Genomic DNA, 24,054 nt, shown 5'->3' with positions numbered 1-24,054 from the left:
TTTTGTGTTATCATGTAGAGGTAATGAAAGGAGAGAAAATGTCTGCTATAGAACGTATTACAAAAGCTGCTCACTTAATTGATATGAACGATATTATCCGCGAGGGGAATCCAACTCTACGCGCGGTTGCTGAGGAAGTCACTTTCCCCCTATCTGACCAAGAAATCATTCTTGGCGAAAAGATGATGCAATTCCTTAAACATTCCCAAGATCCTGTCATGGCTGAAAAAATGGGGCTCCGCGGTGGGGTTGGACTGGCTGCTCCTCAATTGGATATCTCAAAACGCATTATCGCTGTTTTGGTGCCTAATATTGTTGAAGAAGGTGAAACTCCGCAGGAAGCCTACGACTTACAAGCCATTATGTACAATCCAAAAATCGTCTCTCACTCGGTTCAAGACGCTGCTCTTGGCGAAGGAGAAGGTTGCCTCTCTGTTGACCGCAACGTGCCTGGCTATGTGGTGCGCCATGCTCGCGTCACTGTTGACTACTTTGACAAGGATGGAGAAAAACACCGTATCAAACTCAAAGGCTACAACTCCATCGTTGTTCAGCATGAAATTGACCACATCAACGGAATCATGTTTTACGACCGTATCAATGAAAAAGACCCATTTGCAGTTAAAGATGGTCTACTAATTCTTGAATAAAGAAAATCCCGTTGCAAGACGGGGTTTTGTGTTATAATAGAGGCATGAAAACAAATGATATTGTCTACGGCGTCCACGCCGTTACCGAAGCCCTACTTGCAAATACTGGAAACAAACTTTACCTCCAAGAAGATCTCCGAGGTAAGAATGTTGAGAAAGTCAAGGAACTGGCTACAGAAAAGAAGGTGTCCATTTCTTGGACTTCAAAAAAATCCCTCTCCGAGATGACTGAAGGTGCTGTCCACCAAGGTTTTGTTCTACGAGTGTCTGAATTTGCCTATAGCGAGTTGGATCACATCCTAGCAAAAACACGCCAAGAAGAAAATCCACTTCTGTTGATTCTGGATGGCTTAACTGACCCTCACAACCTAGGCTCCATCCTGAGAACAGCCGATGCGACCAATGTTTCAGGTGTCATCATTCCCAAGCACCGTGCTGTCGGTGTTACTCCTGTCGTTGCCAAAACGGCCACAGGTGCTATTGAACACGTTCCGATTGCCCGAGTAACCAATCTCAGTCAAACCTTAGATAAACTTAAGGATGAAGGCTTCTGGACCTTTGGAACGGATATGAACGGTACTCCTTGCCATAAGTGGAATACAAAAGGGAAAATCGCCCTCATCATCGGAAATGAAGGAAAAGGCATCTCTAGCAACATCAAAAAACAGGTCGATGAAATGATTACCATTCCCATGAATGGACATGTTCAAAGCCTCAATGCCAGTGTTGCTGCAGCCATTCTCATGTACGAAGTTTTCCGAAATAGACTATAAAAAAGTTTCCAGTCATCTGATTGGAAACTTTTTTATGATTAACTATGTTCTGTGATAAATTTATAGGCTTCTTGACCGGCGATAGCTCCATCTCCAACTGCCGTTGTTACTTGGCGAAGGTCTTTCAAGCGAACATCTCCAACTGCAAAGATACCGTCAACTGCAGTTTTCATGTGGTTATCTGTCACAATCCAGCCTGCCTGATCTTGGATATTCAATTCTTTAACAAAATCGCTAACAGGGTCTAAGCCAACATAGATAAAGACGCCACCGAAGGCTTGTTCTGTCACTTGACCTGTTTTCACATTTTCAAATACGACAGATTCTACTCGGTTTTCACCCTTGATTTCCTTGACTACAGAATCCCATATAAAGCTGATTTTCTCATTCGCAAAGGCGCGGTCTTGTAACACTTTTTGTGCACGAAGCTGGTCACGACGGTGAACAATGGTAACAGTCTTAGCAAAACGAGTCAAGAAGAGGGCTTCTTCAACAGCTGAATCTCCACCACCAACTACCAACAAATCTTGGTCACGGAAGAAAGCACCATCACACACGGCACAGTAAGAAACACCACGACTGTTCAGTTCTTCTTCTCCAGGTACTCCCAAAGGACGGTGTTTAGAACCAGTCGCTACGATAACGGTACGTGTTTCATATGTTTGGTCATCAGTCATCACTTTCTTAAAATCACCATGGTCTTGAACATTTTCAACATAGCCATAAATATGCTCAACACCAAGATTTTCAAGCGGTTCAAACATCTTTTCTGCCAATTCTGGCCCACTGATATTAGAGTATCCTGGGTAATTTTCAATATCAGAGGTATTGTTCATTTGCCCGCCTGGCAGACCACCTTCAATCAAAGCCACTTTTAGATTGCTGCGAGCAGCATACAAGGCTGCAGTCATCCCTGCAGGTCCAGCACCGATAATAATAGTATCGTACATATAGTTTCCTTCTTTCTTGTTGTAACTATCTTTATTCTAACTCTTTCTTGTCAATCACGCAAGGATTATGCTTTGAAAACAAGAATTAAACTCATAACCGCAAAGGATAATACTGGAACAACCAGGACTCCAATCATAATCATATCATAGAGATGGGCTTGGCGAGCCTTGGCCGTCTTATCAACTCCTGACATGGCTCTTAGTCCAATCCAAATCCCTAAAAAAACCAGGACGAGGATGGTGGTCAAGATCAAACTCTCGAAATATAAAGAAAATAGTTGCAGTAGCATGATTTCTCTCATTTCTATCTTTTTTAAAGAGTAAACTCAGCTAGTCCAGCTAACTGAGTTTTTCTTTATCTATTATATCAAATATAAGTCCGTTTGTAACTAGCGAAGAATTCTTTTGTCCGCTCTTCTTTCGGATGGTGGATAATCTCATCCGGAGTTCCAGACTCGATAATTTTCCCCTTATCTAAGAAGAGAATCTTATCAGCTACTTGGGCTACAAAGGACATGTCATGACTGACCAAAATCATGGTTTGACCTGACTTAGCAGCATCTGCAATAGACTTTTCTACTTCGCCGACCAATTCTGGGTCAAGGGCTGAAGTTGGTTCGTCCAAGAGCAAGACATCTGGTTTCATAGCGAGAGCACGCGCCAAGGCAACCCGTTGCTTCTGTCCACCTGATAAATGGCGAGGGTAATGGTTTTCACGATCAGAAAGCCCAACCTTAGCCAACTCTTCCTTGGCAATCTTGGTTGCTTCTTGGTCAGATAATTTCTTAACAACAACCAAACCTTCTTTCACATTATCAAGTGCCGTTCGGCGTTCAAACAAATTAAACTGTTGGAAAACCATAGACAGCTTACGACGTAGGGCAAGGATTTCTTCTTGAGTGATTTTAGAAAAATCAACTGAGAAATCATCAATCTGAATAGAGCCACTGTCCGGTGTTTCAAGATAATTGAGACTACGAAGAAAAGTTGATTTTCCAGCTCCTGAAGAACCAATCAAGGCTACAACTTCGCCTTTTTGAATATCCAAGTTCAGATGATCCAAGACAGTCTGTCCTGAAAAGGATTTGCTTAAATTCGAAATCTTAATCATTAACGAAGGTCTCCTTTCACATCTGTTTGCACTGTATCGGGTGCAGAAATAGCCATTTTTCTCTCGATGAAACGACCGAGGCTTTCAATTCCGATATTGACTACCCAATAAACAAGGGCAACGGAGATGAAGCGTTCAAAGTAACGATAATCGGCACCACCCAAAATCTGAGCTTGGGCAAAGACTTCCACAACACCCGCACTAAAGGCTAGGGAAGTTCCCTTGGTCAAGCCGATTAGGGAATTGATTAAGGTTGGAGTCGCCACAACTGCTGCATTTGGAATAATCACTCGACGATAAACTTGCGCTCGGGTCATCCCCAGACTGCGTGCCGCCTCAATCTCACCAGGATTAACTGAGAGAATCGCTGCACGAATGGTTTCACTGGCATAAGCCGCTTCATTAAAAGCAAAGGCGACAATCGCAAAAGCAGCGGCTGGAATCGCATTGATATTGAAACCAGTTCCCCATTGCTGATTGAGAGCTTTCAAAGCCAAAGGAATTCCGTAGTAGGTCAACATGAGTTGCACCAAAATCGGTGTCCCTTTTAAGAAACTAACAAAGAAGGCCTGCAAGGGATATAAAATCTTGACACGATTGATCTTCACAATGGCAAAAAGAAGCGCCAAAACCAAGCCAAAAAAGGCACCACCAATTGTCAACATAATCGTTGTTGGAAGTTGTTGGACAATTCTTGGAATTCCATCAAAGACCGAACGCAGGCTAAACAGCTTGCTATCCGGAATCAATTGCATCAAGTTTTGGTACCAATCTGATGCTAAAATCGTTGTAACATTCATAAAAACATCCTCTCCTGATAATGATTCATTCTACCATACTTCTGCCGTCAATGAAATTATTTGCTACGGCCAGATACAGTCTTTGCCTACCTACTAGTTTATCATACTTTAAAACAGGGAGGTTATATATTTTATCTATCAAAGAGATAGATAAAAACTATTTCAATCCCAATTCTTCATAAGGTTTTCGATAACCGATTTGCTTAACAGTCCCATTTTCTACTAAAATGGGTCGTTTTAACAACATACCGTCGCTTGCTAGTAACTGAGCTGCTTCTTGGTTTGACAGACTTCCTACCTTATCTTTCAATCCTAATTCACGGTATTTGATTCCACTGGTGTTGAAAAATTGCTTCAATTCAAACCCTGAGGTTTCTAGCCAGTTTAAAATGACTTCTTGGCTGGGTGTTTCTTCGACGATATGAACGGCTTTGTAGTCCACACCTAATTGATTTAATTCTTGTTTTGCTTTTTTACAAGTTGAACATTTTGGATATTCGATAAATTCTAACATGTGTTTCTCTTTCTATTTTATATCTTTAAAATCTGCGCCTTCATGCTCCAAGAGCCAAGCTTTCTTTTCCACTCCTGCAGCATAACCCGTCAGACGCTTGCCTGCTCCCAGCACCCGATGACAAGGTACTAGGATAGACCAAGGATTGCGTCCCACTGCTCCACCAATTGCTTGAGCAGAAGCCACTTGAAGATCTTTGGCTATTTGTCCATAGGTCACTGTCTGACCATAAGGAATTCCCTGTAGATAGGACCAAACTCTCTTTTCAAAATCTGTTCCGATTGGAGCCAAGGGCAAGTTGGATAAATCCTGAGACTTTCCTTTAAAGTAAGCATCTAAGCAAGTAATAACTGGGTCTAAAATGAGATGACTAACAACTTCTTCTATTATTTCATCTCCTAGTCCCCTCTCAAAATGCTTCTGGTCCTGCACCCAAATTCCATACAAATAATGGTCATCAGCTACAAGAGAAAGGGAGCCAATTGGCGAAGAGTAGAGTATTTTTGCGTACTTCTTTTGCATTATTTCTTCAATTTTTGATAGGCCAAGCGTTCGCCATCAACAGGCACCTTACCAACCTGTTTAAAACCAAGTTTTTCAAAAATATGCTGCATGGCCTTGTTTTCTGCATGCGTATCTGAGCGAAAATCAAGATAATCAAATCCTTCAATTAAGCCCTCTAGGAAAGTCTGAGCAACTCCTTGTCCCTGCACATCTGCTGCCACAGCGATACGGTGAAAGACTAGGTACTCTGACTCTCCAGCTTGCCAGTTTCCTTCATAAATGGCTTCATAGGCTGCCTCTGGACTCTTGGTCACAGCAGCATAGGCTAGTAGTTCTCCTTCTTCCAAGGCTACGTAGGCTTGACCCGAGATAATATCCTCAATAATAATATCAGCATTTGGATAGCCATTTTGCCACTGGTCACTACCAGCATCCGCTAAACATTTTTTAGCATCTTCCATCACCTGCATGATGGCATCTACTTCATTTGGAAAAGCTAAACGAATTTCCATCTTTTCTCCTCATTTCTGACTAGTTTCTCCCATCATAGCATAATTTAAGTCTTTCTACAAGCAGTTAAAACTTGACTTTCTGTTTTTGTTATTTTATAATCTAGTTATCAAAACTAGATAAAAAGGAGTTGAAAATGAAAACTACCTTTTCCTACCCAAAATGGGCAGAAATTCCAAACATTGACCTCTATCTGGACCAGGTTTTGCTCTATGTCAATCAGGTCTGCGCCCCTATCTCTCCTGATAAAAACAAGGGCCTAACAGCATCCATGGTCAATAACTATGTCAAACATGGTTACCTGACAAAGCCTGACAAGAAAAAATACCAACGCCAACAGATTGCCCGTCTGATTGCTATCACAACCCTCAAGTCGGTATTCTCTATTCAAGAAATAGCCCAGACACTTAATACTCTCCAAACTCAAGCAAGTTCAGACCAACTCTACGATGCTTTTGTGGACTACATGAACCAAGGAATTAACCCAGCTAACCCCATTATCCAAACCAGCTGCCAAACCGTTAAACTCTATCATCAAACTCTAGCCTTAATCCATCATACTGAAGAGGAGGTAATCCAATGAACACTAGTCTTAAACTCAGCAAACAACTCAGTTTTGGAGAGGAGATTGCTAATAGCGTGACCCATGCCGTAGGTGCAGTCATCATGCTCATCTTACTCCCCATTTCATCCACCTATAGCTATGAGACACACGGATTTTTATCCTCTATCGGCGTTTCCATTTTCGTTATTAGTCTCTTTCTCATGTTTCTATCATCCACCATTTATCACTCTATGGCCTATGGTTCGACCCATAAATATGTCTTGCGAATCATTGATCATTCGATGATTTATGTTGCTATTGCAGGCTCATACACGCCCGTCGTCTTGACCTTAATGAATAACTGGTTTGGCTATCTAATTATTGCCATCCAATGGGGAACGACCATCTTTGGTATTCTCTATAAAATCTTTGCTAAAAAAGCCAATGAGAAATTTAGCCTTGCTCTTTACCTGATTATGGGCTGGTTGGTTCTGACTATCATTCCTGCCATCATCAGTCAAACAACACCCATTTTCTGGAGTCTCATGGTAACTGGCGGACTTTGTTATACAGTTGGGGCTGGATTTTACGCCAAGAAAAAACCTTATTTCCACATGATTTGGCATCTCTTTATCCTAGCCGCATCTGCCCTCCAATACATCGCTATTGTTTATTACATGTAAAAAAGTTGAGACATTCAATCTCAACTTTTTTCTTTACACATATTGATAAAGTACTGGTGCAAGCGCACATCATCAGTCAATTCTGGATGAAAAGAAGTTACCAACATATTTTTTTCTTGGGCTGCAACGATTTGATTATCAACTGTTGCTAGAATTTCTACACCCTCTCCAACACTACTGATAATTGGACCACGGATAAAGGTCATTGGAATCTGACCTACTCCCTTACATTCTGCCTCAGTATAGAAACTTCCTAATTGACGCCCATAGGCATTGCGCTCGACCACCATATCCATAGTTCCTAGATGACTCTCTTCCTGAGAAGTAATCTCCTTAGCCAGCAAAATTAAACCCGCACAGGTCCCAAAAACTGGTAAACCAGATAGAATGGCTTCTCGAATGGGAATCAGCATGTCCTGGTCTCGTAAGAGCTTGCCCATGCTTGTAGACTCACCACCCGGCAAAATCAAACCCGACAAATCACTCTGATCTTGCTGAAAATCCTCTAAATTTCTGATTTCAACACTCTCAACACCTAATTGCTCTAGTACTTTTGCATGTTCTGCAAAAGCACCTTGCAAGGCCAATATTCCGATTTTCATCTATTTTCCTCGCTCTGCCATGAGAATTTTGATTTCATTTTCATTGATACCAACCATGGCTTCTCCTAAATCTTCAGAGATTTGAGCTAGGATTTGAGGATTTCTGAAGTTAGTCACAGCTTTAACAATGGCGCTCGCTCGTTTAACAGGATCTCCTGACTTGAAAATACCTGAACCGACAAAGACACCCTCTGCCCCTAATTGCATCATCAGCGCAGCATCTGCTGGCGTTGCAACACCTCCAGCTGCGAAGTTTACAACTGGCAATTTTCCATGCTCATGGACATATTGAACCAATTCTACAGGGACTTGCAAGTCCTTGGCAGCAACATAAAGTTCGTCCTCACGTAGGTTTTGAATGCGACGAATTTCCTGATTCATCATACGCATATGGCGAACAGCTTGAACAATATCCCCCGTACCCGGTTCTCCTTTTGTACGAATCATAGAAGCACCTTCAGCGATACGACGCAAGGCTTCACCCAAGTCCTTAGCCCCACAGACAAAAGGAACTTGGAATTCTTTCTTGTCCACATGGAAACGGTCGTCAGCTGGCGATAAAACTTCACTCTCATCGATATAGTCAATCTCAATAGCCTCTAAAATCTGAGCCTCAACAAAATGCCCGATTCTGACCTTGGCCATTACTGGAATACTAACCGCTTCTTGGATTTCCTTAATCATCTTTGGATCACTCATACGAGAAACACCACCAGCTGCACGAATATCAGCTGGAATCCGCTCCAAGGCCATGACAGCAGCCGCACCAGCAGCCTCTGCAATACGAGCCTGTTCAGGGTTCTGAACGTCCATGATAACCCCACCTTTGAGCATCTGTGCCAAGTTTTTATTTAGTTCATAACGATTTTCAGTCATTTCTTTATCCTCATCATTTGTATTGGTAGCTACCATTTCATTTTAAGCTAGATTAGAATGAATCACAAGATAAAAAAACTGTAATTGTATGGGGACAGATTATCTAAAAAACTATCTGACCTCAACTTAAGGCCAGATAGATCATCAAATATTATTTTTCAGCTGTAAGTGCAGCCATTGTAATGTAGTTGTATGGTTTGTTAAAGTGTGGCAAGAAGAAGAGGTCTGTCAATGCCAATTTATCAATTGTTACATGCTCTTGGATAGCAAGTGAGAACATGTGGATTCCCATGCTGATTGCAGAATCGTGTGAAACCATTTGTGCACCAAGAATTTCACGGCTATCTTTGTCAAAGACAATCTTGATGGCAACTTCATGGTTGTCATGCTTCATGAATTCTGGTTTTTGAAGATCGTTAAAGCCTGTTTCAGTTGCGTTGTAACCAGCAGCTTTAGCTTTTTCAAGAGTCAAACCAGTTGAAACCATGTGAAGACCGTAAATTGAGATACCATTTGAACCTTGAACACCGATTCCTTCCAATTCATGTCCACAAGCGTTGTAGGCACCAACGATACCAGTACGAACAGCATTTGAAGCAAGGGCAATATAGCTAGTGTCTTTACGAGCATTATCATAGACAGTCGCACAGTCACCAACTGCAAATACACCTGGAAGTGAAGTTTCTTGTTTCTTATCTACAAGGAAGGCACCGTTACGGAAGAGCTCAATCTTACCGTCAGCAAGAGCTGTATTTGGACGGAAACCAACTGCAAGAACAACCATATCCACATCAAATGTTTCTTTGTCTGTTACCAAGCGTTCAACTTTACCGTCACCCTCAATTGCTTTAACAGTTTGACCAAGCGCCAAGCGGATGTTGTGGTCTTCCAAGTTCTTCGCCATCATTTGTGTGAAGTCTTTGTCATAGTAACCGTTCAAGACAGTATCTACGATGTCAACAAGGACAACCTCTTTTCCAAGACGCTCAAAAGCTTCAGCAAGTTCAACACCGATGTAACCACCACCAACAACGGCGATACGGTCAAGGTGTTGGCTCTTATCAGCAAGTTTATTGATAACTTCTTCAGCATTTTGGTACAATTTCACGAATTGTACATTTTCAAGAGTTGCTTTAAATTCGCGGTTTCCTTTAACAATTTCAACACCTTCGATTGGTGGCAAGATTGGTGTAGAACCTGTAGCGAAAATCAATTTTTCGTATGATTCTTTGTGCTCTTTTCCTTCAACTTCCGCTGTAACTACTTTGTTATCATAGTCGATTGAAAGAACAGGTGAGTTCATGTAAACTTTAGCACCTTTAGCTTCCAATTTTTCTTTATCAGAATAGAACAAGCCTTCAGCACCGTCAATTTGTTCACCGATCCAAAGGGCCATTCCACATCCTAGGAAAGAGATGTTAGAGTTTTGGTCAAATACAACAATTTCGTTCTCATTTCCAAAATTATCCAACATGGTATTGATACATGCTGTACCAGCGTGGTTCGCACCGACTACAACGATTTTACTCATAAAAAATTTCCTGCCTTCAATTTTAAATTTACTCTACTAGTATACCATTTACTGTTAGCGTTTACAAGTGGTTTACTATTATTTCAGCATTTTTTATCAAAAACGTAACTTCTCAAAGTAACTTCCACTTGCCTGACCGAAGTGGAAATTAGTCTAAAACGGATTTTTATGGTGGAATTAAGTGTGAGACGTTTGAATTAGAAATGAGGCTCACTATGACAAAACATAAACACCTTACCCTTTCAGACCGTAACGATATCCAACTAGACTTAGAGCGCAGTGAAACCTTCAAAGCTATCGGACAATCCATTCTAAAAGACCCAACTACTGTTTCCAAAGAAGTCAAACGAAACAAACAAATTAGATACTCTACCTCTAACAACCTTCCTTGCCCTCTACTCGACAAAGCGCCCTTTGTCTGTAATGGCTGCCCTAAAAGAAGACAAAACTGTGGCTATAAGAAGATCTTCTACCTCGCTAAACAAGCTCAAAAACAGTACGAACAAACTCTTGTTGAATCTCGTGAAGGAACTCCCCTCAATTCCAAGACCTTCTGGGACATGGACAAAGTCATTTCTGATGGGGTTAAAAAGGGACAACACATCTATCCATAACCTTGATGTCAGCTCCTCAACTGTCTATCGGCACATCCGAAAAGGATACCTATCTATCGCTCCTATTGACCTAGCCAGAGCCGTTAAATTCAAAGAAAGAAGAAAAAGTAAGCTACCTTCCATCCCTAAAGAAGCTAAAAAAGGCCGTTCCTATGAGGATTTCCAAAACTATTTAGCACTGAATCAACTAGACTCTTGGCTAGAAATGGATACAGTCCTGGGCAGGATGGGAGGTAAAGTCCTACTCACCTTCAATCTCTCTTTCTGTAACTTTATCTTCGCTAGACTGCTGGATAATAAAACTGCCCTTGAGGTTACCAAACACCTCTATGACATCAAGAACACTCTTCACCAAGCTGATAAAGATTTCTGTCAACTCTTTCCTGTCATTCTTACCGATAATGGTGGAGAGTTTGCAAGGGTTGATGACATCGAAATGGATGTGCGAGGAGAGAGTAAACTCTTCTTTTGTGACCCTAATCGCTCTGACCAGAAAAGCAGAATTGAGAAAAATCACACGCTAATTCGCGACATTCTACCTAAGGGAACTTCTTTTGACAATTTAACTCAAGAGGACATCAATCTCGTCTGCTCTCATGTCAACAGCGTCAAACGTGCTGCTTTAAATGGAAAGTCATCCTATGAACTCTTTACCTTTACCTATGGAGAAGAGATTCCTAAGCTTCTCGGTATTTCTAAAATACCTGCAGAAGACGTCTGCCAGTCGTCTACATTACTTCAACATAAGTTCTAAAAACTAATCTTTAACCCCATTCAAACGTCTCACACTAACTTCCACCCTAGCGGAACTTAATCTGAAACGCTTTCAGATGAGGGGATTTTGTGCGCTCTTTTTTTCGATTCCTTTCGGCTACAAAAGCTATAAAATCAAGCATGTTTAAAACCAGTGGAACTTACCCTGACACGGATTTCCACTGGTTTTTACGATTTTTATCAGACTAACTTCCACTTGGATGAGCGGTGGAACTTAGTTTGGGAATTTAGCTTTTTATCAAAAATAATTCCCCATTTATCCTGTTTTCAAGACTAATGAATTTTTGTGAGCATATTTCTTGACTTTTTCCAAATTTCATTTGTAGAAAATCTAACTTTATGGTATTCTAATAACATGAAAATAAAATGTAAGGGCTTCAATTTAGATAATTATTTGATATTACAACTTATTTTCTATAAGAGAAAGGAGTTGGTAGCTTGCCTCTTAGTTCACATTCCGAACGGCTAATGGGGACTACTATCACTATTTCATTAGTAGATGAGCGAGCAGATATCTTGCTCCAGAAATCCTTTGATTTACTCAGAGAGCTAGAATACCGCTTCAATGCCAATAGTCAAGAATCTGAGTTGATGGAAATCAATCATCAAGCTGGAATAGCTCCAGTCAAGGTTCATCCAGACCTGTTTGAACTGATTTCACTTGGGTTAGATCATAGCCTAGCGCCCTCTAGCCACCTCAATATCAGCATTGGTCCCTTGATTCAAACCTGGCGCATCGGTTTTTCAGATGCCAAAGTGGCCCAACCTCAAGAAATTGAAGCGGTGCTACCTTTAATCAATCCTCATGATATCGAGTTAGATTCTTCTGCTTCCACTGTGTTCTTGAAACAGAAAGGAATGAAGATCGATCTTGGTTGTTTAGCCAAGGGTTATAGTGCGGATAAGGTTGCCCAATTTCTGAGAAAAGAGGGTGTGACTTCTGCCTTGATCAATCTGGGAGGGAATATCCTGACCATTGGAAAAAATCAGGCAAGAGGAAATCAGCCTTGGCAAATCGGGATTCAAGACCCGGCCAATCCGAGGGGAAATCACTTAATGACCATTCCTGTTGTCAATCAATCTGTCGTGACTTCAGGTATTTATGAACGTCACCTGACCGTCGATGGACAAGATTACCATCACATTTTTGACAGTCAAACAGGATATCCTGTTGAAACGGAGCTAGCGAGTCTCACAATCATCTCTGATAAATCAGTTGATGGCGAAATCTGGACAACTCGACTCTTTGGAGAAAGACCTGCTGCTATCCTCTGGCAAGTCGAAAGTTTGGAGGGCATCGAAGCGATTCTGATTGATAAGGAAGGTCACCTAAGTTGTTCTTCAGGAATTCCTACTCTATAGAAACAACTGTTTCAATGGAGTTTTAAAATCGTATTATGTAAAAAGAGAAAGGAAATCTCATGTTAAAACTTATTGCTATTGTTGGAACAAATTCAAAACGTTCTACAAACCGTCAATTGCTTCAATACATGCAAAAACATTTTGCTGACAAAGCTGAAATTGAACTTGTTGAAATCAAAGACATTCCTGTCTTCAATAAACCAGCTGACAAGCAAGTACCTGCTGAAATATTGGAAATTGCTGCTAAAATCGAAGAGGCAGATGGCGTTATTATCGGTACTCCTGAGTATGATCACTCTATCCCAGCTGTTTTGATGAGTGCTCTTGCTTGGTTGTCTTATGGTATTTACCCACTTTTGAACAAACCAATCATGATTACAGGTGCTTCTTACGGTACACTCGGTTCATCACGTGCTCAAATGCAACTTCGCCAAATCTTGAATGCTCCAGAAATCAAAGCAAGTGTCCTTCCAGATGAATTCTTGCTTTCACATTCTCTTCAAGCCTTCAATCCAAGTGGAGATCTAGTGGATCTTGATGTTATCAAAAAATTAGATGCCACTTTTGACGACTTCCGTATCTTTGTAAAAATTACAGAAAAATTGCGCAACGCACAAGCCCTACTTCGCAAAGATGCTGAAGACTTTGACTGGGAAAATTTGTAAGATAGGAGACCAAAAAGAATGAAATTTGTTGGACTTGTAGGATCAAACTACGATCAATCATATAACCGTAAACTCTTGGAATTCATCCGTCGTCACTTCAAACTCAAATTTGAATTAGAAGTCCTCGAAATTGATGAAGTTCCAATGTTTAACCAAGACGAAAAATGGGACGAAAGTTTCCAATTACGTTATTTATATAACAAAATTACTCGTGCTGATGGTGTTATCATTGCTACGCCTGAGCACAACCATACAATCTCAGCTTCTCTAAAATCTGTTCTTGAATGGCTTTCATATGAAGTTCATCCATTTGAAAACAAGCCAGTCATGATTGTGGGTGCTTCTTACTACGACCAAGGTACTTCTCGCGCCCAAGTTCACCTTCGTAAGATTCTTGACGCTCCAGGTGTCAATGCCTATACGCTTCCAGGAAATGAATTCCTTCTTGGTAAAGCCAAAGAAGCTTTTGATGTTAATGGGAATATCATAAATGAAGGAACTGTTAATTTCCTTGAAACATGCTTGGACAACTTTGTAAAATATGTGGGAGTCGTTTCAAAATTGAAAAAACCAAAACCAATTGAACCAGAAGATTTATATTGTACAAATTCAATTGCAACTACCATCCAAGGTGTTGATCCAGATGATCCTGAATGGGTAGAAAAAGCAGCTGAGCTTGTTGGAGCTGTTTCTGGAGATACTTACGTTAAATTAGACCACGGTATCTTAACAGTTAACCAAATTGACATGTTCTTGAAAGCAATGCCATTTGAGTTGACATTTGCAGATGATAATAACCAATTCTTGTACTTTAATAACGCACACCAAGATCCAAATACAATGTTTGGTAAACGTGTACGTGCTCAATCAGGAAACCGTTTAGGAACTGTACACGGTTCATTGCCAGACTCTAGAATGAAAAACGTTGAATGGGTTGTCGGCGTACTGCGTAATGGGGACCAAGAATATGTCCGTACAATTGTGCCGAGAACACCAGAAGGCGTTATCAATACCCACAATTACCAAGCAATGTACTATCCAGACGGTTCATATGCTGGAATCAATGAGATTATCTTTAATTTCCAACCATGGCTCGATTGGTACTTGGAAACAACTGGTCAACGTCTAGTTGGTGGAAATGCAGCAACTCCTGCTGGAGGACATGGCGGAGCAGATGCTACATCTGGAGCTTCTGATGCAGGTGATGCTGGAGGTCACGGTGGTGGCGCAGATGCTACAGCCGGTGCAAGTTACTAATAATTTTAGGAACCGTTATGGTTCCTTTTTAAGTGACAAAAGACTAGCAGTTTGTGTCTGCTAGTCTTTTGGTATTATTTCATCTATCTTTATTAAAAGAAAGAATACTTATTATGAATTTGGGTCATCGAGACTACGGCCATGTAACCCTTTTTCACGTTGGACTTGACGTAGTTTCTCTGGTGTAACATCGTTTCCTTCTTCGTCAACAATTTTGATTCCTTCAATATGGTGACGAACAGTGCGACGATAACCTTCGATGTACTCCTCACGTAGTTTGGCTTGTTCCACTTTTTCTTCCGGTGTCAAGCCTTCTGCTTTTTTCTTTTTAGCAAGCTCGTTGATACGAGCGATTTTTTTCGGATCCATTTCTTCTCCTTTGTGGTAAGATAAAGCCTGTTTATCAAATTTTATTTAGTGTTAATTTGGTTAAAACGTGCAAGTTTAGCTGCTTTCTTGGTTAATTGCGACAAGATTGCCAAACGATTTTGTCGAACAGTCTGATCTTCAGCCATAACCATAGTATTCTCAAAGAAGGCATCGATGACAGGGCTAAGCGCAAAGAGCTGTTTCAATTGTTGACTTGCAGTCCCTGACAAAACAAGTGATTCTACTGCTTCTGCCAAGGCTTTCTCTTCTTCATTTTCAAAGAGAGCTGAATCAACTGTAGCTACTCCTTCTGCCTTCTCAGCCAAGTTAAAGGCACGAGAAAGTGATTCAACAGATGGTTTAAAGTCTTCTTCCTTGCTTGCTTCTACGAGAGCACTTGCTGCTTCCAACATATCCGCCACAACAAAGTTTGATCCTGCAAGAACTGCTTCCTTGATGTCTTTTGGAGTAGAACCCATCATCTTATCAACACGAGCCTTGATAAAGTCCATCACTTCTGCCTTATTTTCATAAGTCAAGCTGTCAAATTTCAAAGCATAAAGGCTATCAATCAGCTCATCCATAGCAATATGCCAACCAAAGGCATCCAAGATACGAACCACACCTTGGGTCGCGCGACGAAGGGCATACGGGTCATTAGAACCTGATGGAATCAAACCTACTGAGAAGAAACTCAAAATCGTATCCAATTTATCTGCAATAGCAAGCACTGCACCAACCTTGCTCTCTGGAAGTTCTCCTTCAGCTGATGTAGGCATGTAGTGTTCACGAATAGCAGCTGCTACCGCTGGAGTTTCCCCAGCAAGAAGGGCATATTTTTCACCCATAATTCCTTGGAGCTCGTCAAATTCACCAACCATACCTGTCAACAAGTCAAACTTGTAAATGGCTGCTGCACGGACTAGGTCAATCGTTTCATCCGCTGACAAGCCTGCTTTTTCTGCCAAAAGTACAGCGATTTGACCCGTACGAATCATGTGTTCACGAAGGGAACCGATTTTCTCATGGAAGGTCACATTGTTTAATTTTTCAACAAGGTCAGAAATAACCAATTTTTGATCTTCTCGCCAGAAGAATTCTCCGTCTTCCAAGCGGGCTACCAAAACTTTTTCATTTCCTTTGATGACATTTTCCAAATACTCTGCGTTTCCATTACGAACAGAAATGAAGTTTGGCAAGAGCTTGCCATCTTGATCACGGACAACAAAGTACCGTTGGTGTTCTTTCATTGAAGTCACTAAGACTTCTTCTGGAACTTCAAGGTATTTGGCATCAAAACTTCCCATGAAGGCAGTTGGGTATTCAACCAAGTTCAAGACTTCATTCAGCAAGTCAGCATCAATTTCGATACGTACACTGTGTTCAACTTCGATTGCCTTAATTTGGTCAACAATCATTTGCTCGCGTTCACGTGGATCTGCGATTACATACTGCTTACGAAGGTCTTCTTCATAGCTCAATGCTGACTGAATTTTGGTTTCTTTCCCCAAGAAACGATGACCACGGCTCACACGACCTCCCTTGATATCAAGGAAATCCAAATCAAACTCTTCTTCATCTAAAAGAACGGTTAAAGTGTGAACAGGACGAATGTATTCAAAGCTATTTCCAGCCCAATGCATGCTGACAGGGAAAGTCAGTGACTTCAAGACATCCACAACACCAGGAACAATGGCTTCAACTGCTTGACCAATTTCTTCCTTAGTGACATAGACATATTCTTCACCCTTGATTTCACGAAATTCGATATCTTCAACCGTCAAGCCTTTCCCACGGACGAATCCTTGAGCTGCTTTGGTAAAGTTTCCATCACTATCCAAGGCAATTTTCTTTGCTGGACCCTTGAAATCTTCTGTCAAATCAGACTGTTTGTCTGCAAGACCCGTCACACGAACAGCCAAACGACGTGGGGTTGAGAAGGTCTGAATAGCTTCAAAAGACAAGCGGTTTTCCTTGAGGAAGGCTGCCATTTTTTCGCCTAGTTGTTTTTCACTTGGTGTGACAACATAGGCTGGTAATTCTTCAAGACCGAGTTCTACTAATAAGTTTTTTGTCATGTTTTTTCTCCGAAAAATATCTTTTTATTTTCCAGTTTGCCTTATGTGATGGGCACACAAGCAACCAACTTCGTTGTTTCATTGCTAAAATTGGAGCCAAAAGTCTCCAATTTTGCCTAGTATCCTTAGTTTCACTAAGGATACCTTCATCACTGCGGCAACTGGCTCAGGGCTCACTCTGTTCGCCCATTTTCGTAATTTCTCACTCTCTTTATTCTGCGTCTTCTGCTAGGAGTTTAGCTCGTGTTGCTTCATCTAAAAGTGGGTAGCCTAGGCGTTTGCGTTCTGCGACAAAGGTTTTGGCTACGACACGGGCTAGGTTACGGATACGAGCGATATAGCCTGCGCGCTCTGTTACAGATACGGCACCACGCGCATCAAGCAGGTTAAAGGTATGTGAACATTTGAGAACATAGTCATAGGCAGGGTGCACCAAGCCTTCTTCCAAGGCACGACCAGCCTCTTTTTCAAACTTATCAAAGTTTTCCAGCAACATTTCTTGATCCGAAATTTCAAATGAATATTTTGAATGCTCGTACTCAGGCTGGATGAAGATTTCTCCGTATTTTACACCATCAGACCACTCGATATCATAGACAGAGTCTACTTCTTGAATGTAAGAAGCCAAACGCTCCAAACCATAGGTAACTTCCGCAGTCACAGGGCCAGTTGCCAATCCACCGACTTGTTGGAAATAAGTGAACTGAGTAATTTCCATCCCATCAAGCCAAACTTCCCAACCAAGACCAGCTGAACCAGTTGATGGATTTTCCCAGTTATCCTCAACGAAACGAATATCATGCTCCAACGGATTGATTCCCAATTTTTCTAAAGACTCAAGGTAAAGCTCTTGAATGTTTGATGGAGATGGCTTCATGACCACCTGGAATTGGTGGTGTTGGTAAAGACGGTTCGGATTTTCCCCATAACGACCGTCAGCAGGACGACGTGATGGCTCTACATAAGCTGCATTCCATGGCTCAGGTCCGATAGCACGAAGGAAAGTGTAAGGACTCATTGTTCCCGCACCTTTTTCGTTGTCATAAGCCTGCATAAGCATACAACCTTGGTCATTCCAAAATTGTTGCAAAGTAAGGATGATTTCCTGGAAAGTCAATTTTTTAGACATTTTTTACTCCTTTTTCTATAAATTACTTGCGACACGAGTCTGCCTCGTCGATCATACGAGGCAAGACGAGTTAGTACTGCGTCTAGCTCAGGCATTATAGTGCTGAGCGTGGGGCAGTCCGACTGTAAGGAGGTTTCTGCCACTGACGCAGTGGAAAGTCAATTTTTTAGACATTATTTACTCCTTAATAAAAAATGATTTCTTGCGACACGAGTCTGCCTCGTCGATTATACGAGGCAAGACGAGTTAGTACTGCGTCTAGCTCAGGCACTCTAGTGCTGAGCGTGGGGCAGTCCGACTGTAAGGAGGTTTCTGCCATTGACGCAGTGGAAAGTCAATTTTTTAGATATTATTTACTCCTTTAGTTTTTATATTTCTTTTTCAATTAACTTCTGCTGAACAAACCAATTCAACAAGGGAAGAGTTTTATCTGTATTTGCCCATAGATGATAAGAATCGAAGACCGCTTGTACACTACCTAGATTTTCTACCAACTTATCTATTGTCAAAAAACTACGCCAGTATTCGTAAAAAATACTTGCATAGTTCTTATCATAAGTCGAAGAACCAAAATCATTCAATGAATGCCAACCATACTTCTTCTGAAAAAGTTCTACTAGAGATTGATTACAAATTTTTTCCGCTTGAAATTCCTCTTCTGTCAAGAAATACTTGCGACTAATATATTCAACCATCCCCTCTTCGAACCAGATATAAGAGTCATAACCATCAAAATCATCTAAAAAATGCTCCGACCAATGAGCTAACTCATGTCCTACAATCTGTAAGAGGAAATTTTCAGATAAAGAATGATAGTGACTTTCTATTGCTTGAGTTTGCTCAGAACACTCGTAGTCCATCAACTGATACAAATACAACTCTTTCCAAACAGCTAAATCAGGCGTCATAACCATTCGTCTATTATTTGTATAGGCTGGAACAGTACTTTCCCTAATAATCTGTGTAGCAGCACTAAAACTTGACCAAATAACGGCTTGCGGTAAATCACAGACTGCAAGTTCATTCTTTAAAAAAGATTGATAATCTTTCAACTTTTCAGTATTTATTACTACAAAATCACGAAATGCAGCTAGTTGACTATCGTCTTTTACAAGATAAAGGTTTTCCACGTCTCTCCTTTCTTTCACACAATAGACTGAATAAGCAAAAGAACCACATCTGACAATCCTAGGTTGATTTAACCTAGGGGCGTCAGAAACGCGGTTCCACCCTAATTTATTACTTCATTGTTTTTTAAAATACGACAGAAAGCGCCAGCTCATTATTTTGCCCTACTTGGCTCCCACTATCCCAAGCTCGCTTGAAGAACGCCATAAGACTTTCTTTCCTGCTGACTATTATATCAAAAATTAGAATAATGTACAATTCTTTTTATGATTTTCTAGAAATCCATATCATCAACTCGTGGAGCACCAGATTGAACAGCAATCGCTTTTAAGATTTCACGCTCCTCGTGACTCAGTTCAATTCCGAAACAATCAAGATTAGCCTGAATACGAGAGGCTGTGACAGATTTTGGAAGCGGTAAAAATCCTTCTGCCAAGCTCCAGGCCAAGGCTATCTGAGCAACCGATTTTCCGTGATTTGTTGCTATTTCTTGCACTTCCTTGCTATCAAAAAGTTCTCCCTGACCAAAAGGTCCCCAAGCTTCCAATAAAATTCCTTTTTCTCTACAGTAAGCTACGACTTTCTCTTGATACACACCTGGCGCCAAGCGAACTTGATTGACCGCAGGAAGAATTTTTGCTGTTTCAAGCAAGGCATCCAAATGATGGGGAAGAAAATTGCTAACGCCGATAGCACGGATTTTCCCTTCTTGATAGAGGTCTTCCATAGCTCTCCAAACTTCTGCATTGCGAGTTTTCCATGCGTCATTTTCTCTGAGCGGTTTTGGGTTCGGCCAATGAATCAAATACAAATCCAAATATTCCAAGCCCAGGTTCTCTAAAGACTCTTCAAAAGCCTGACGAGCTTGCTCATAAGTTTGCTGACTATTCCAAAGCTTGGTAGTTACGAACAATTCCTCTCGTGGAACTCCGCTATCTTTGATTGCTTGACCAACACTTTCTTCATTCTGATAAATCGCCGCCGTATCAATATGACGATAACCAGCCTTTAAGGCCTCTAACACTGCACCATAGGCTTCTTCTCCATCCTTAGCCTTAAAAGTTCCAAATCCTAATACTGGAATTTCTACTCCATTATTTAATTGATAGGTATTCATATGCTTCTCCTTCTATTTTATTTATCATTTATAGCATAATTTTTTTGCTAATTAGTACTATCTTTTGTAAAAAATAAGTCTATCACATATCTGACAGACCTATTTTTTCTTGCTTATTCATCACGACTATAATACAGTTCATGAGGTTTTAGGCGAGTATTGAGCATCTCTGGTATGGTCACAAAGGTATAACCCTGATTTTTCAAATACTCAATGACCCTTGGCAAGGCATTGACTGTCGGACTGTGAATATCATGCATCAGAACGATAGAGCCGTTAGCTACTTGATGCTGAATTTCTGTCAAAATAGATGCTTCATTTTTACTCTTCCAGTCCAGACTATCCACATCCCACATGATAAAGCTCAAATCCAAGCTATTGCGAATATCATCTGTAATAGCTCCATAAGGCGGACGCATGAGTTTGGAACTAGAACCCAGCACTTTAGTTAGCACATCCTCAGTATCAGTAATCTGCTTTTTAGCTTCATCAAGAGAAAGTTGCGAGAGAATCGGATGGCTCCAACTATGGTTTCCAACAACATGACCTTCAGATTTTATCCTTTTCACCAAGTCCTCATTCCCAGAAACATTTTTCCCAAGCACAAAGAAAGTGGCTTTAACACCATATTTAGCTAGAGTCTCTAATGCCTGCGGGGTCGTTGCTGAATTTGGACCATCATCAAAGGTTAGAGCGACAACTTTTTGATGTTTCTTATCAAAGTAAGACTGGTACAATGCTGCGTCTTTTTCAAGTAAGTACGAAGATTGGATAACATCAAAGAAAGCAGATACTGGCAAGGCTATCTCTTCTAAATTTTCAACCACAGGACTTGGATAAAGGATAATCTGACTATCCTTGTAATCAAAATTCCATGCAGATAAGTCTTGGTCAGAGAAGCTTTTTACAATCTGCTCACTCTGGTCTTGCTCTATTTTCTTATCCTCTAGGACGGAGGTCAATTCTTTTATCAGCTGTTCCTTAGCCTTACTAGCATCTGAAAACAGTTGGTCAAGTGTAAAAGGTTGCCCATCTTCTGTTAAGTGAACCTTTCCTAGGCTGGTCTTTTCAGTCTCTTCAACCTTAAAATCAACTAAATCATAGATTTGTTTGGTTGCATTACGATTGACGACTCCCTTTAAACCTGACTCTTCTTGCTCTGTATAGTAGAAAACAAGATTGTCCTTACTTTCTAGCTTGTCCTTAATATCTTGATTTATCAGCTCCTTAACAGAGGAAATCACTTGCTCCCCTTGGAGAGGATAATAGGCAATCACTTCGGTTTGACCCTTACGAAAATGCTCCTTCTGATTTCCCTCACTCAATTGATCATCTTTCTCTTTTTTGAGCGATTCAATCTTTTGCTCAAAACTTTTTTGCTGATACATTTTAAAAGCAATAAATCCGCCTAATAAGCAAATAGAAATTGCTAAAATACCAATCAAAGCCAATAATACATGTCTCTTTTTCCCGTGTCTGCCACGTCCCAGTCTACTTTTATTCATATTTATATCATAACAAATTTGAGCAATAATTTCAATGATACAGTTTGGCAATCCTCAATTCCTCTAGCAAGCCAAATCATCTCACATCAACTCGATCAGCCCTATCTGTAGGAACCATCTAGTTTTCTATCTATGGAATTTCTAGTGGATTGAAGCTAGAATAGACACCGTGACTTCTAAAAACATTCTGAAAAATTGATTTATTTTTCCCAGTCGATTTATCCTCAAACATCCCTATACCTCTGATATTTTCTTGATAATACTATATACCCAGACACTTGTAGTTTTACCTTCAGCTAGTAATGTTGACTTTTCTTCTTCAGATAATTTTTTCCGTAAGTAGTCAATCTGCTGAGAAGTAATATTCTCTTTCCCCATTGCCTTGACAGATTGTATCACCATTGCAGTTAAGGTTGACATATTTGAAATATCTCCATTATTTCTATGCTTAAATTCTATCCTTGCCTTACCAACATTAAAACTGGCATATCTTCCATCTGATATATAGGTCCATTTTGCTGGTACCTGCGTAGCTAAACCAATTAAATTAAGGGCTGTGTTTCCCGATGGAGCAATGGTCCAATTATATTTTCTAGCAATAGCATCAGCAACTTCATCCACAGACGCCATTGCATACTCTCCAGTCAGTTCTATATATTTTGGTTTATAATAAATACCTTTCAAAATGCGAGTAACCTTTTTATCTTTTATAAGACGATTTAATGTACTACGAACAGTTTCATATCCTGCAATTTCAAAGAAATCATTTGCTATAAAAACTTGATTCGATTCAAAATTTTCTATCCTATTTACTATTTCCTACTCATAGTTCATCTATCACGCCTCCTTTGCACCGAATATGATGCTATTTTTGGCGCAAAAAGTCAAATGGGAGTTATTTTATCAAGAGGGAACAGACCTCTTACAATTTCTTATGTAACATCTCTATCCATTTTTATCCTATTTCTTATTTCAGTAATCGCTTGATTATAAAAATCATGATAGTCAGCCGTATTTATTTCTTTTATAATAACGCCATATGTACACAAGAGTATTCTCACAGTAACATCTAAATCTCCAACTTTCGAGTAAAAATACACCTTTGTAAATTCAAAATGTTTCTTCTTGTATGCGAGTAGCCACCACAAATCGATTTCAGCTAAATCGAAAGCAAATCCAAGGATATGAACATCATTGCTTACAAAACAATCAATCCATGAATGATGATAAAAATCATTTTTAGAATTCCATCTCCTTAATAACTCAGACGTATATCCTATCACTTGCGAAAGCAAATAGCCATAATGATATTGTCCTAGTATAATAGAATTTTTTCTGGTTGCTATTCCATGTATATGCCATAGTTTTTTTCGATCACCTAATTTTATATACTGATAGATTCCTAGCTCCCTCTCCTTTTTACTGATTTCACCCTCCTTCCCATATCCATATAGATTTAAGATTTTTCCAATAGATGGATTAGTACAAATTGTTTTTTCAAACTCAAAGCTGTCATTCGTCGTCAAAATATTCTCTACTTCTAAGTTTAATAAATCCTCAAGAAACTCTTTCTTCCTTTTTGAAATCGTCATCTTATCCTTCAAAAAATCAGTTAGTTCCTGTGCGACAGTTTCTTCTTTCCCCTTATAGAATACTGAAATCCTCATTGGAAAACGCAAAGACTCGCTTATCTCAGCATGTAGTGAGCATTTCTCAGATTCTTTTTCGCCTCTAAACTTTTCTACATTAAAGGAATCATCATCTTCTGACTCGTTTGCAAATAATCTATTGATTCCATTCCCTACTAATAAAATAGGTTTGTTTTTTCTACTTTCATGTTTCCCCATTCCATTACCCTTTCTATTTTTAAAGCGCTTACATAGATTCCTGAAGAAAGACGGATAGAAAGAGGATTCTCCACTTCTTTCTATCCGCTACTTCCTTCAAGAGTCCACACTAGTAAGTTTCAGTTCCGTTTCATGAACTACCTCACTTGTTTCGTGTTTCT

At 40.3% G+C, this 24,054-nt stretch carries 26 protein-coding genes and 1 pseudogene; 9 read left to right on the top strand and 18 right to left on the bottom strand.

The window, feature by feature from the left end:
* Positions 1–38 precede the first annotated feature (38 nt).
* Complete coding sequence (gene def / locus ACLV7Q_RS03965) at positions 39–650, top strand: peptide deformylase (RefSeq protein WP_001272956.1); 612 nt, start codon at positions 39–41, stop codon at positions 648–650.
* 44 nt (positions 651–694) lie between these two features.
* Positions 695–1,423, top strand: a complete 729-nt coding sequence (rlmB, locus tag ACLV7Q_RS03960) for a 23S rRNA (guanosine(2251)-2'-O)-methyltransferase RlmB (RefSeq protein WP_000855742.1) — start codon at positions 695–697, stop codon at positions 1,421–1,423.
* Positions 1,424–1,461: 38 nt separating this feature from the next.
* Here rlmB and trxB read toward each other — a convergent pair whose 3' ends face one another.
* The 7 genes from trxB to ACLV7Q_RS03925 form a co-directional block, all read right to left on the bottom strand.
* On the bottom strand, positions 1,462–2,373 hold the full coding sequence (gene trxB / locus ACLV7Q_RS03955) for a thioredoxin-disulfide reductase (protein WP_218757979.1): 912 nt from the start codon (positions 2,371–2,373) through the stop codon (positions 1,462–1,464).
* Between the two features lie 65 nt (positions 2,374–2,438).
* Positions 2,439–2,663: a DUF4059 family protein gene (locus tag ACLV7Q_RS03950; protein WP_000926601.1), complete on the bottom strand. Its 225-nt coding sequence runs from the start codon at positions 2,661–2,663 to the stop codon at positions 2,439–2,441.
* A 77-nt stretch (positions 2,664–2,740) separates the two neighbouring features.
* Positions 2,741–3,484: an amino acid ABC transporter ATP-binding protein gene (locus ACLV7Q_RS03945; protein ID WP_000590982.1), complete on the bottom strand. Its 744-nt coding sequence runs from the start codon at positions 3,482–3,484 to the stop codon at positions 2,741–2,743.
* Entirely contained in the window at positions 3,484–4,284 is an 801-nt protein-coding gene (locus tag ACLV7Q_RS03940; protein WP_218757978.1) for an amino acid ABC transporter permease, read from the bottom strand. The genes ACLV7Q_RS03945 and ACLV7Q_RS03940 overlap by 1 nt, the downstream gene beginning before the upstream one ends.
* A 157-nt stretch (positions 4,285–4,441) precedes the next feature.
* Complete coding sequence (locus tag ACLV7Q_RS03935; RefSeq protein WP_000889094.1) at positions 4,442–4,798, bottom strand: arsenate reductase family protein; 357 nt, start codon at positions 4,796–4,798, stop codon at positions 4,442–4,444.
* A 12-nt stretch (positions 4,799–4,810) separates the two neighbouring features.
* Positions 4,811–5,320 carry a methylated-DNA--[protein]-cysteine S-methyltransferase gene (locus ACLV7Q_RS03930; protein ID WP_218757977.1) on the bottom strand — a complete coding sequence of 170 codons (510 nt, stop codon included), beginning with the start codon at positions 5,318–5,320 and terminating at the stop codon, positions 4,811–4,813.
* Positions 5,320–5,814: a GNAT family N-acetyltransferase gene (locus ACLV7Q_RS03925; protein ID WP_054393146.1), complete on the bottom strand. Its 495-nt coding sequence runs from the start codon at positions 5,812–5,814 to the stop codon at positions 5,320–5,322. The genes ACLV7Q_RS03930 and ACLV7Q_RS03925 overlap by 1 nt, the downstream gene beginning before the upstream one ends.
* Positions 5,815–5,948: 134 nt before the next feature.
* On the opposite strand from ACLV7Q_RS03925, the gene ACLV7Q_RS03920 reads away from it, so the two are divergent.
* Positions 5,949–6,395: a DUF1836 domain-containing protein gene (locus tag ACLV7Q_RS03920; RefSeq protein ID WP_218757976.1), complete on the top strand. Its 447-nt coding sequence runs from the start codon at positions 5,949–5,951 to the stop codon at positions 6,393–6,395.
* Entirely contained in the window at positions 6,392–7,039 is a 648-nt protein-coding gene (trhA, locus tag ACLV7Q_RS03915; protein ID WP_218757975.1) for a PAQR family membrane homeostasis protein TrhA, read from the top strand. Before ACLV7Q_RS03920 ends, trhA begins: the two co-directional genes overlap by 4 nt.
* Positions 7,040–7,059: 20 nt before the next feature.
* Here the strand turns inward: trhA and pdxT are convergent, their stop codons facing one another.
* The 3 genes from pdxT to nox form a co-directional block, all read right to left on the bottom strand.
* A complete protein-coding gene (gene pdxT / locus ACLV7Q_RS03910) occupies positions 7,060–7,641 on the bottom strand; it encodes a pyridoxal 5'-phosphate synthase glutaminase subunit PdxT (protein ID WP_218757974.1) in 582 nt (193 codons plus the stop codon).
* Positions 7,642–8,517, bottom strand: coding sequence for a pyridoxal 5'-phosphate synthase lyase subunit PdxS (gene pdxS / locus ACLV7Q_RS03905; RefSeq protein ID WP_057487653.1), 876 nt, complete (start codon positions 8,515–8,517; stop codon positions 7,642–7,644).
* Positions 8,518–8,668: 151 nt separating this feature from the next.
* Complete coding sequence (nox, locus tag ACLV7Q_RS03900) at positions 8,669–10,048, bottom strand: H2O-forming NADH oxidase (protein WP_218757973.1); 1,380 nt, start codon at positions 10,046–10,048, stop codon at positions 8,669–8,671.
* A 215-nt stretch (positions 10,049–10,263) separates the two neighbouring features.
* Between nox and ACLV7Q_RS03895 the strand changes: the two are divergent.
* From ACLV7Q_RS03895 to ACLV7Q_RS03875, 5 genes and pseudogenes are all read left to right on the top strand, one after another.
* A pseudogene (locus ACLV7Q_RS03895) lies at positions 10,264–11,416 on the top strand (IS30 family transposase).
* Between the two features lie 306 nt (positions 11,417–11,722).
* The gene (locus ACLV7Q_RS03890; protein ID WP_218758071.1) at positions 11,723–11,905 is read left to right on the top strand and encodes a hypothetical protein; all 183 of its coding nucleotides are present in this window, start codon (positions 11,723–11,725) and stop codon (positions 11,903–11,905) included.
* Positions 11,875–12,798: an FAD:protein FMN transferase gene (locus ACLV7Q_RS03885; RefSeq protein WP_218758070.1), complete on the top strand. Its 924-nt coding sequence runs from the start codon at positions 11,875–11,877 to the stop codon at positions 12,796–12,798. The genes ACLV7Q_RS03890 and ACLV7Q_RS03885 overlap by 31 nt, the downstream gene beginning before the upstream one ends.
* 59 nt (positions 12,799–12,857) lie before the next feature.
* The gene (locus tag ACLV7Q_RS03880; RefSeq protein ID WP_033677008.1) at positions 12,858–13,463 is read left to right on the top strand and encodes an NADPH-dependent FMN reductase; all 606 of its coding nucleotides are present in this window, start codon (positions 12,858–12,860) and stop codon (positions 13,461–13,463) included.
* 18 nt (positions 13,464–13,481) lie between these two features.
* Entirely contained in the window at positions 13,482–14,720 is a 1,239-nt protein-coding gene (locus ACLV7Q_RS03875; protein ID WP_218758069.1) for an NAD(P)H-dependent oxidoreductase, read from the top strand.
* A gap of 111 nt (positions 14,721–14,831) precedes the next feature.
* On the opposite strand, the gene ACLV7Q_RS03870 is transcribed toward ACLV7Q_RS03875, so the two are convergent.
* From ACLV7Q_RS03870 to ACLV7Q_RS03835, 8 genes are all read right to left on the bottom strand, one after another.
* Entirely contained in the window at positions 14,832–15,089 is a 258-nt protein-coding gene (locus ACLV7Q_RS03870) for a DUF896 family protein (RefSeq protein WP_000371284.1), read from the bottom strand.
* A 41-nt stretch (positions 15,090–15,130) separates the two neighbouring features.
* Complete coding sequence (glyS, locus tag ACLV7Q_RS03865; protein ID WP_218758068.1) at positions 15,131–17,167, bottom strand: glycine--tRNA ligase subunit beta; 2,037 nt, start codon at positions 17,165–17,167, stop codon at positions 15,131–15,133.
* A 211-nt stretch (positions 17,168–17,378) separates the two neighbouring features.
* Positions 17,379–18,296 (bottom strand): glycine--tRNA ligase subunit alpha, encoded by a 918-nt coding sequence (glyQ, locus tag ACLV7Q_RS03860; RefSeq protein WP_218758067.1) that lies wholly within the window; start codon positions 18,294–18,296, stop codon positions 17,379–17,381.
* A gap of 368 nt (positions 18,297–18,664) precedes the next feature.
* Positions 18,665–19,426: an elongation factor Tu gene (locus ACLV7Q_RS03855; protein WP_218758066.1), complete on the bottom strand. Its 762-nt coding sequence runs from the start codon at positions 19,424–19,426 to the stop codon at positions 18,665–18,667.
* Between the two features lie 272 nt (positions 19,427–19,698).
* Positions 19,699–20,541 carry an aldo/keto reductase gene (locus ACLV7Q_RS03850; RefSeq protein WP_218758065.1) on the bottom strand — a complete coding sequence of 281 codons (843 nt, stop codon included), beginning with the start codon at positions 20,539–20,541 and terminating at the stop codon, positions 19,699–19,701.
* A 113-nt stretch (positions 20,542–20,654) separates the two neighbouring features.
* A complete protein-coding gene (gene pgdA, locus ACLV7Q_RS03845; protein ID WP_218758064.1) occupies positions 20,655–22,046 on the bottom strand; it encodes a peptidoglycan-N-acetylglucosamine deacetylase PgdA in 1,392 nt (463 codons plus the stop codon).
* 234 nt (positions 22,047–22,280) lie between these two features.
* The gene (locus ACLV7Q_RS03840) at positions 22,281–22,850 is read right to left on the bottom strand and encodes a DUF6088 family protein (RefSeq protein WP_411866015.1); all 570 of its coding nucleotides are present in this window, start codon (positions 22,848–22,850) and stop codon (positions 22,281–22,283) included.
* A gap of 128 nt (positions 22,851–22,978) precedes the next feature.
* Complete coding sequence (locus tag ACLV7Q_RS03835; RefSeq protein ID WP_225904766.1) at positions 22,979–23,893, bottom strand: hypothetical protein; 915 nt, start codon at positions 23,891–23,893, stop codon at positions 22,979–22,981.
* Positions 23,894–24,054: the final 161 nt, after the last annotated feature.

Source organism: Streptococcus mitis, from assembly GCF_965111725.1.
Taxonomy (GTDB): domain Bacteria; phylum Bacillota; class Bacilli; order Lactobacillales; family Streptococcaceae; genus Streptococcus; species Streptococcus mitis_DV.
The sequence above is the reverse complement of the archived record's forward strand: the minus strand, read 5'-3'. Positions and strand labels throughout refer to the sequence as shown.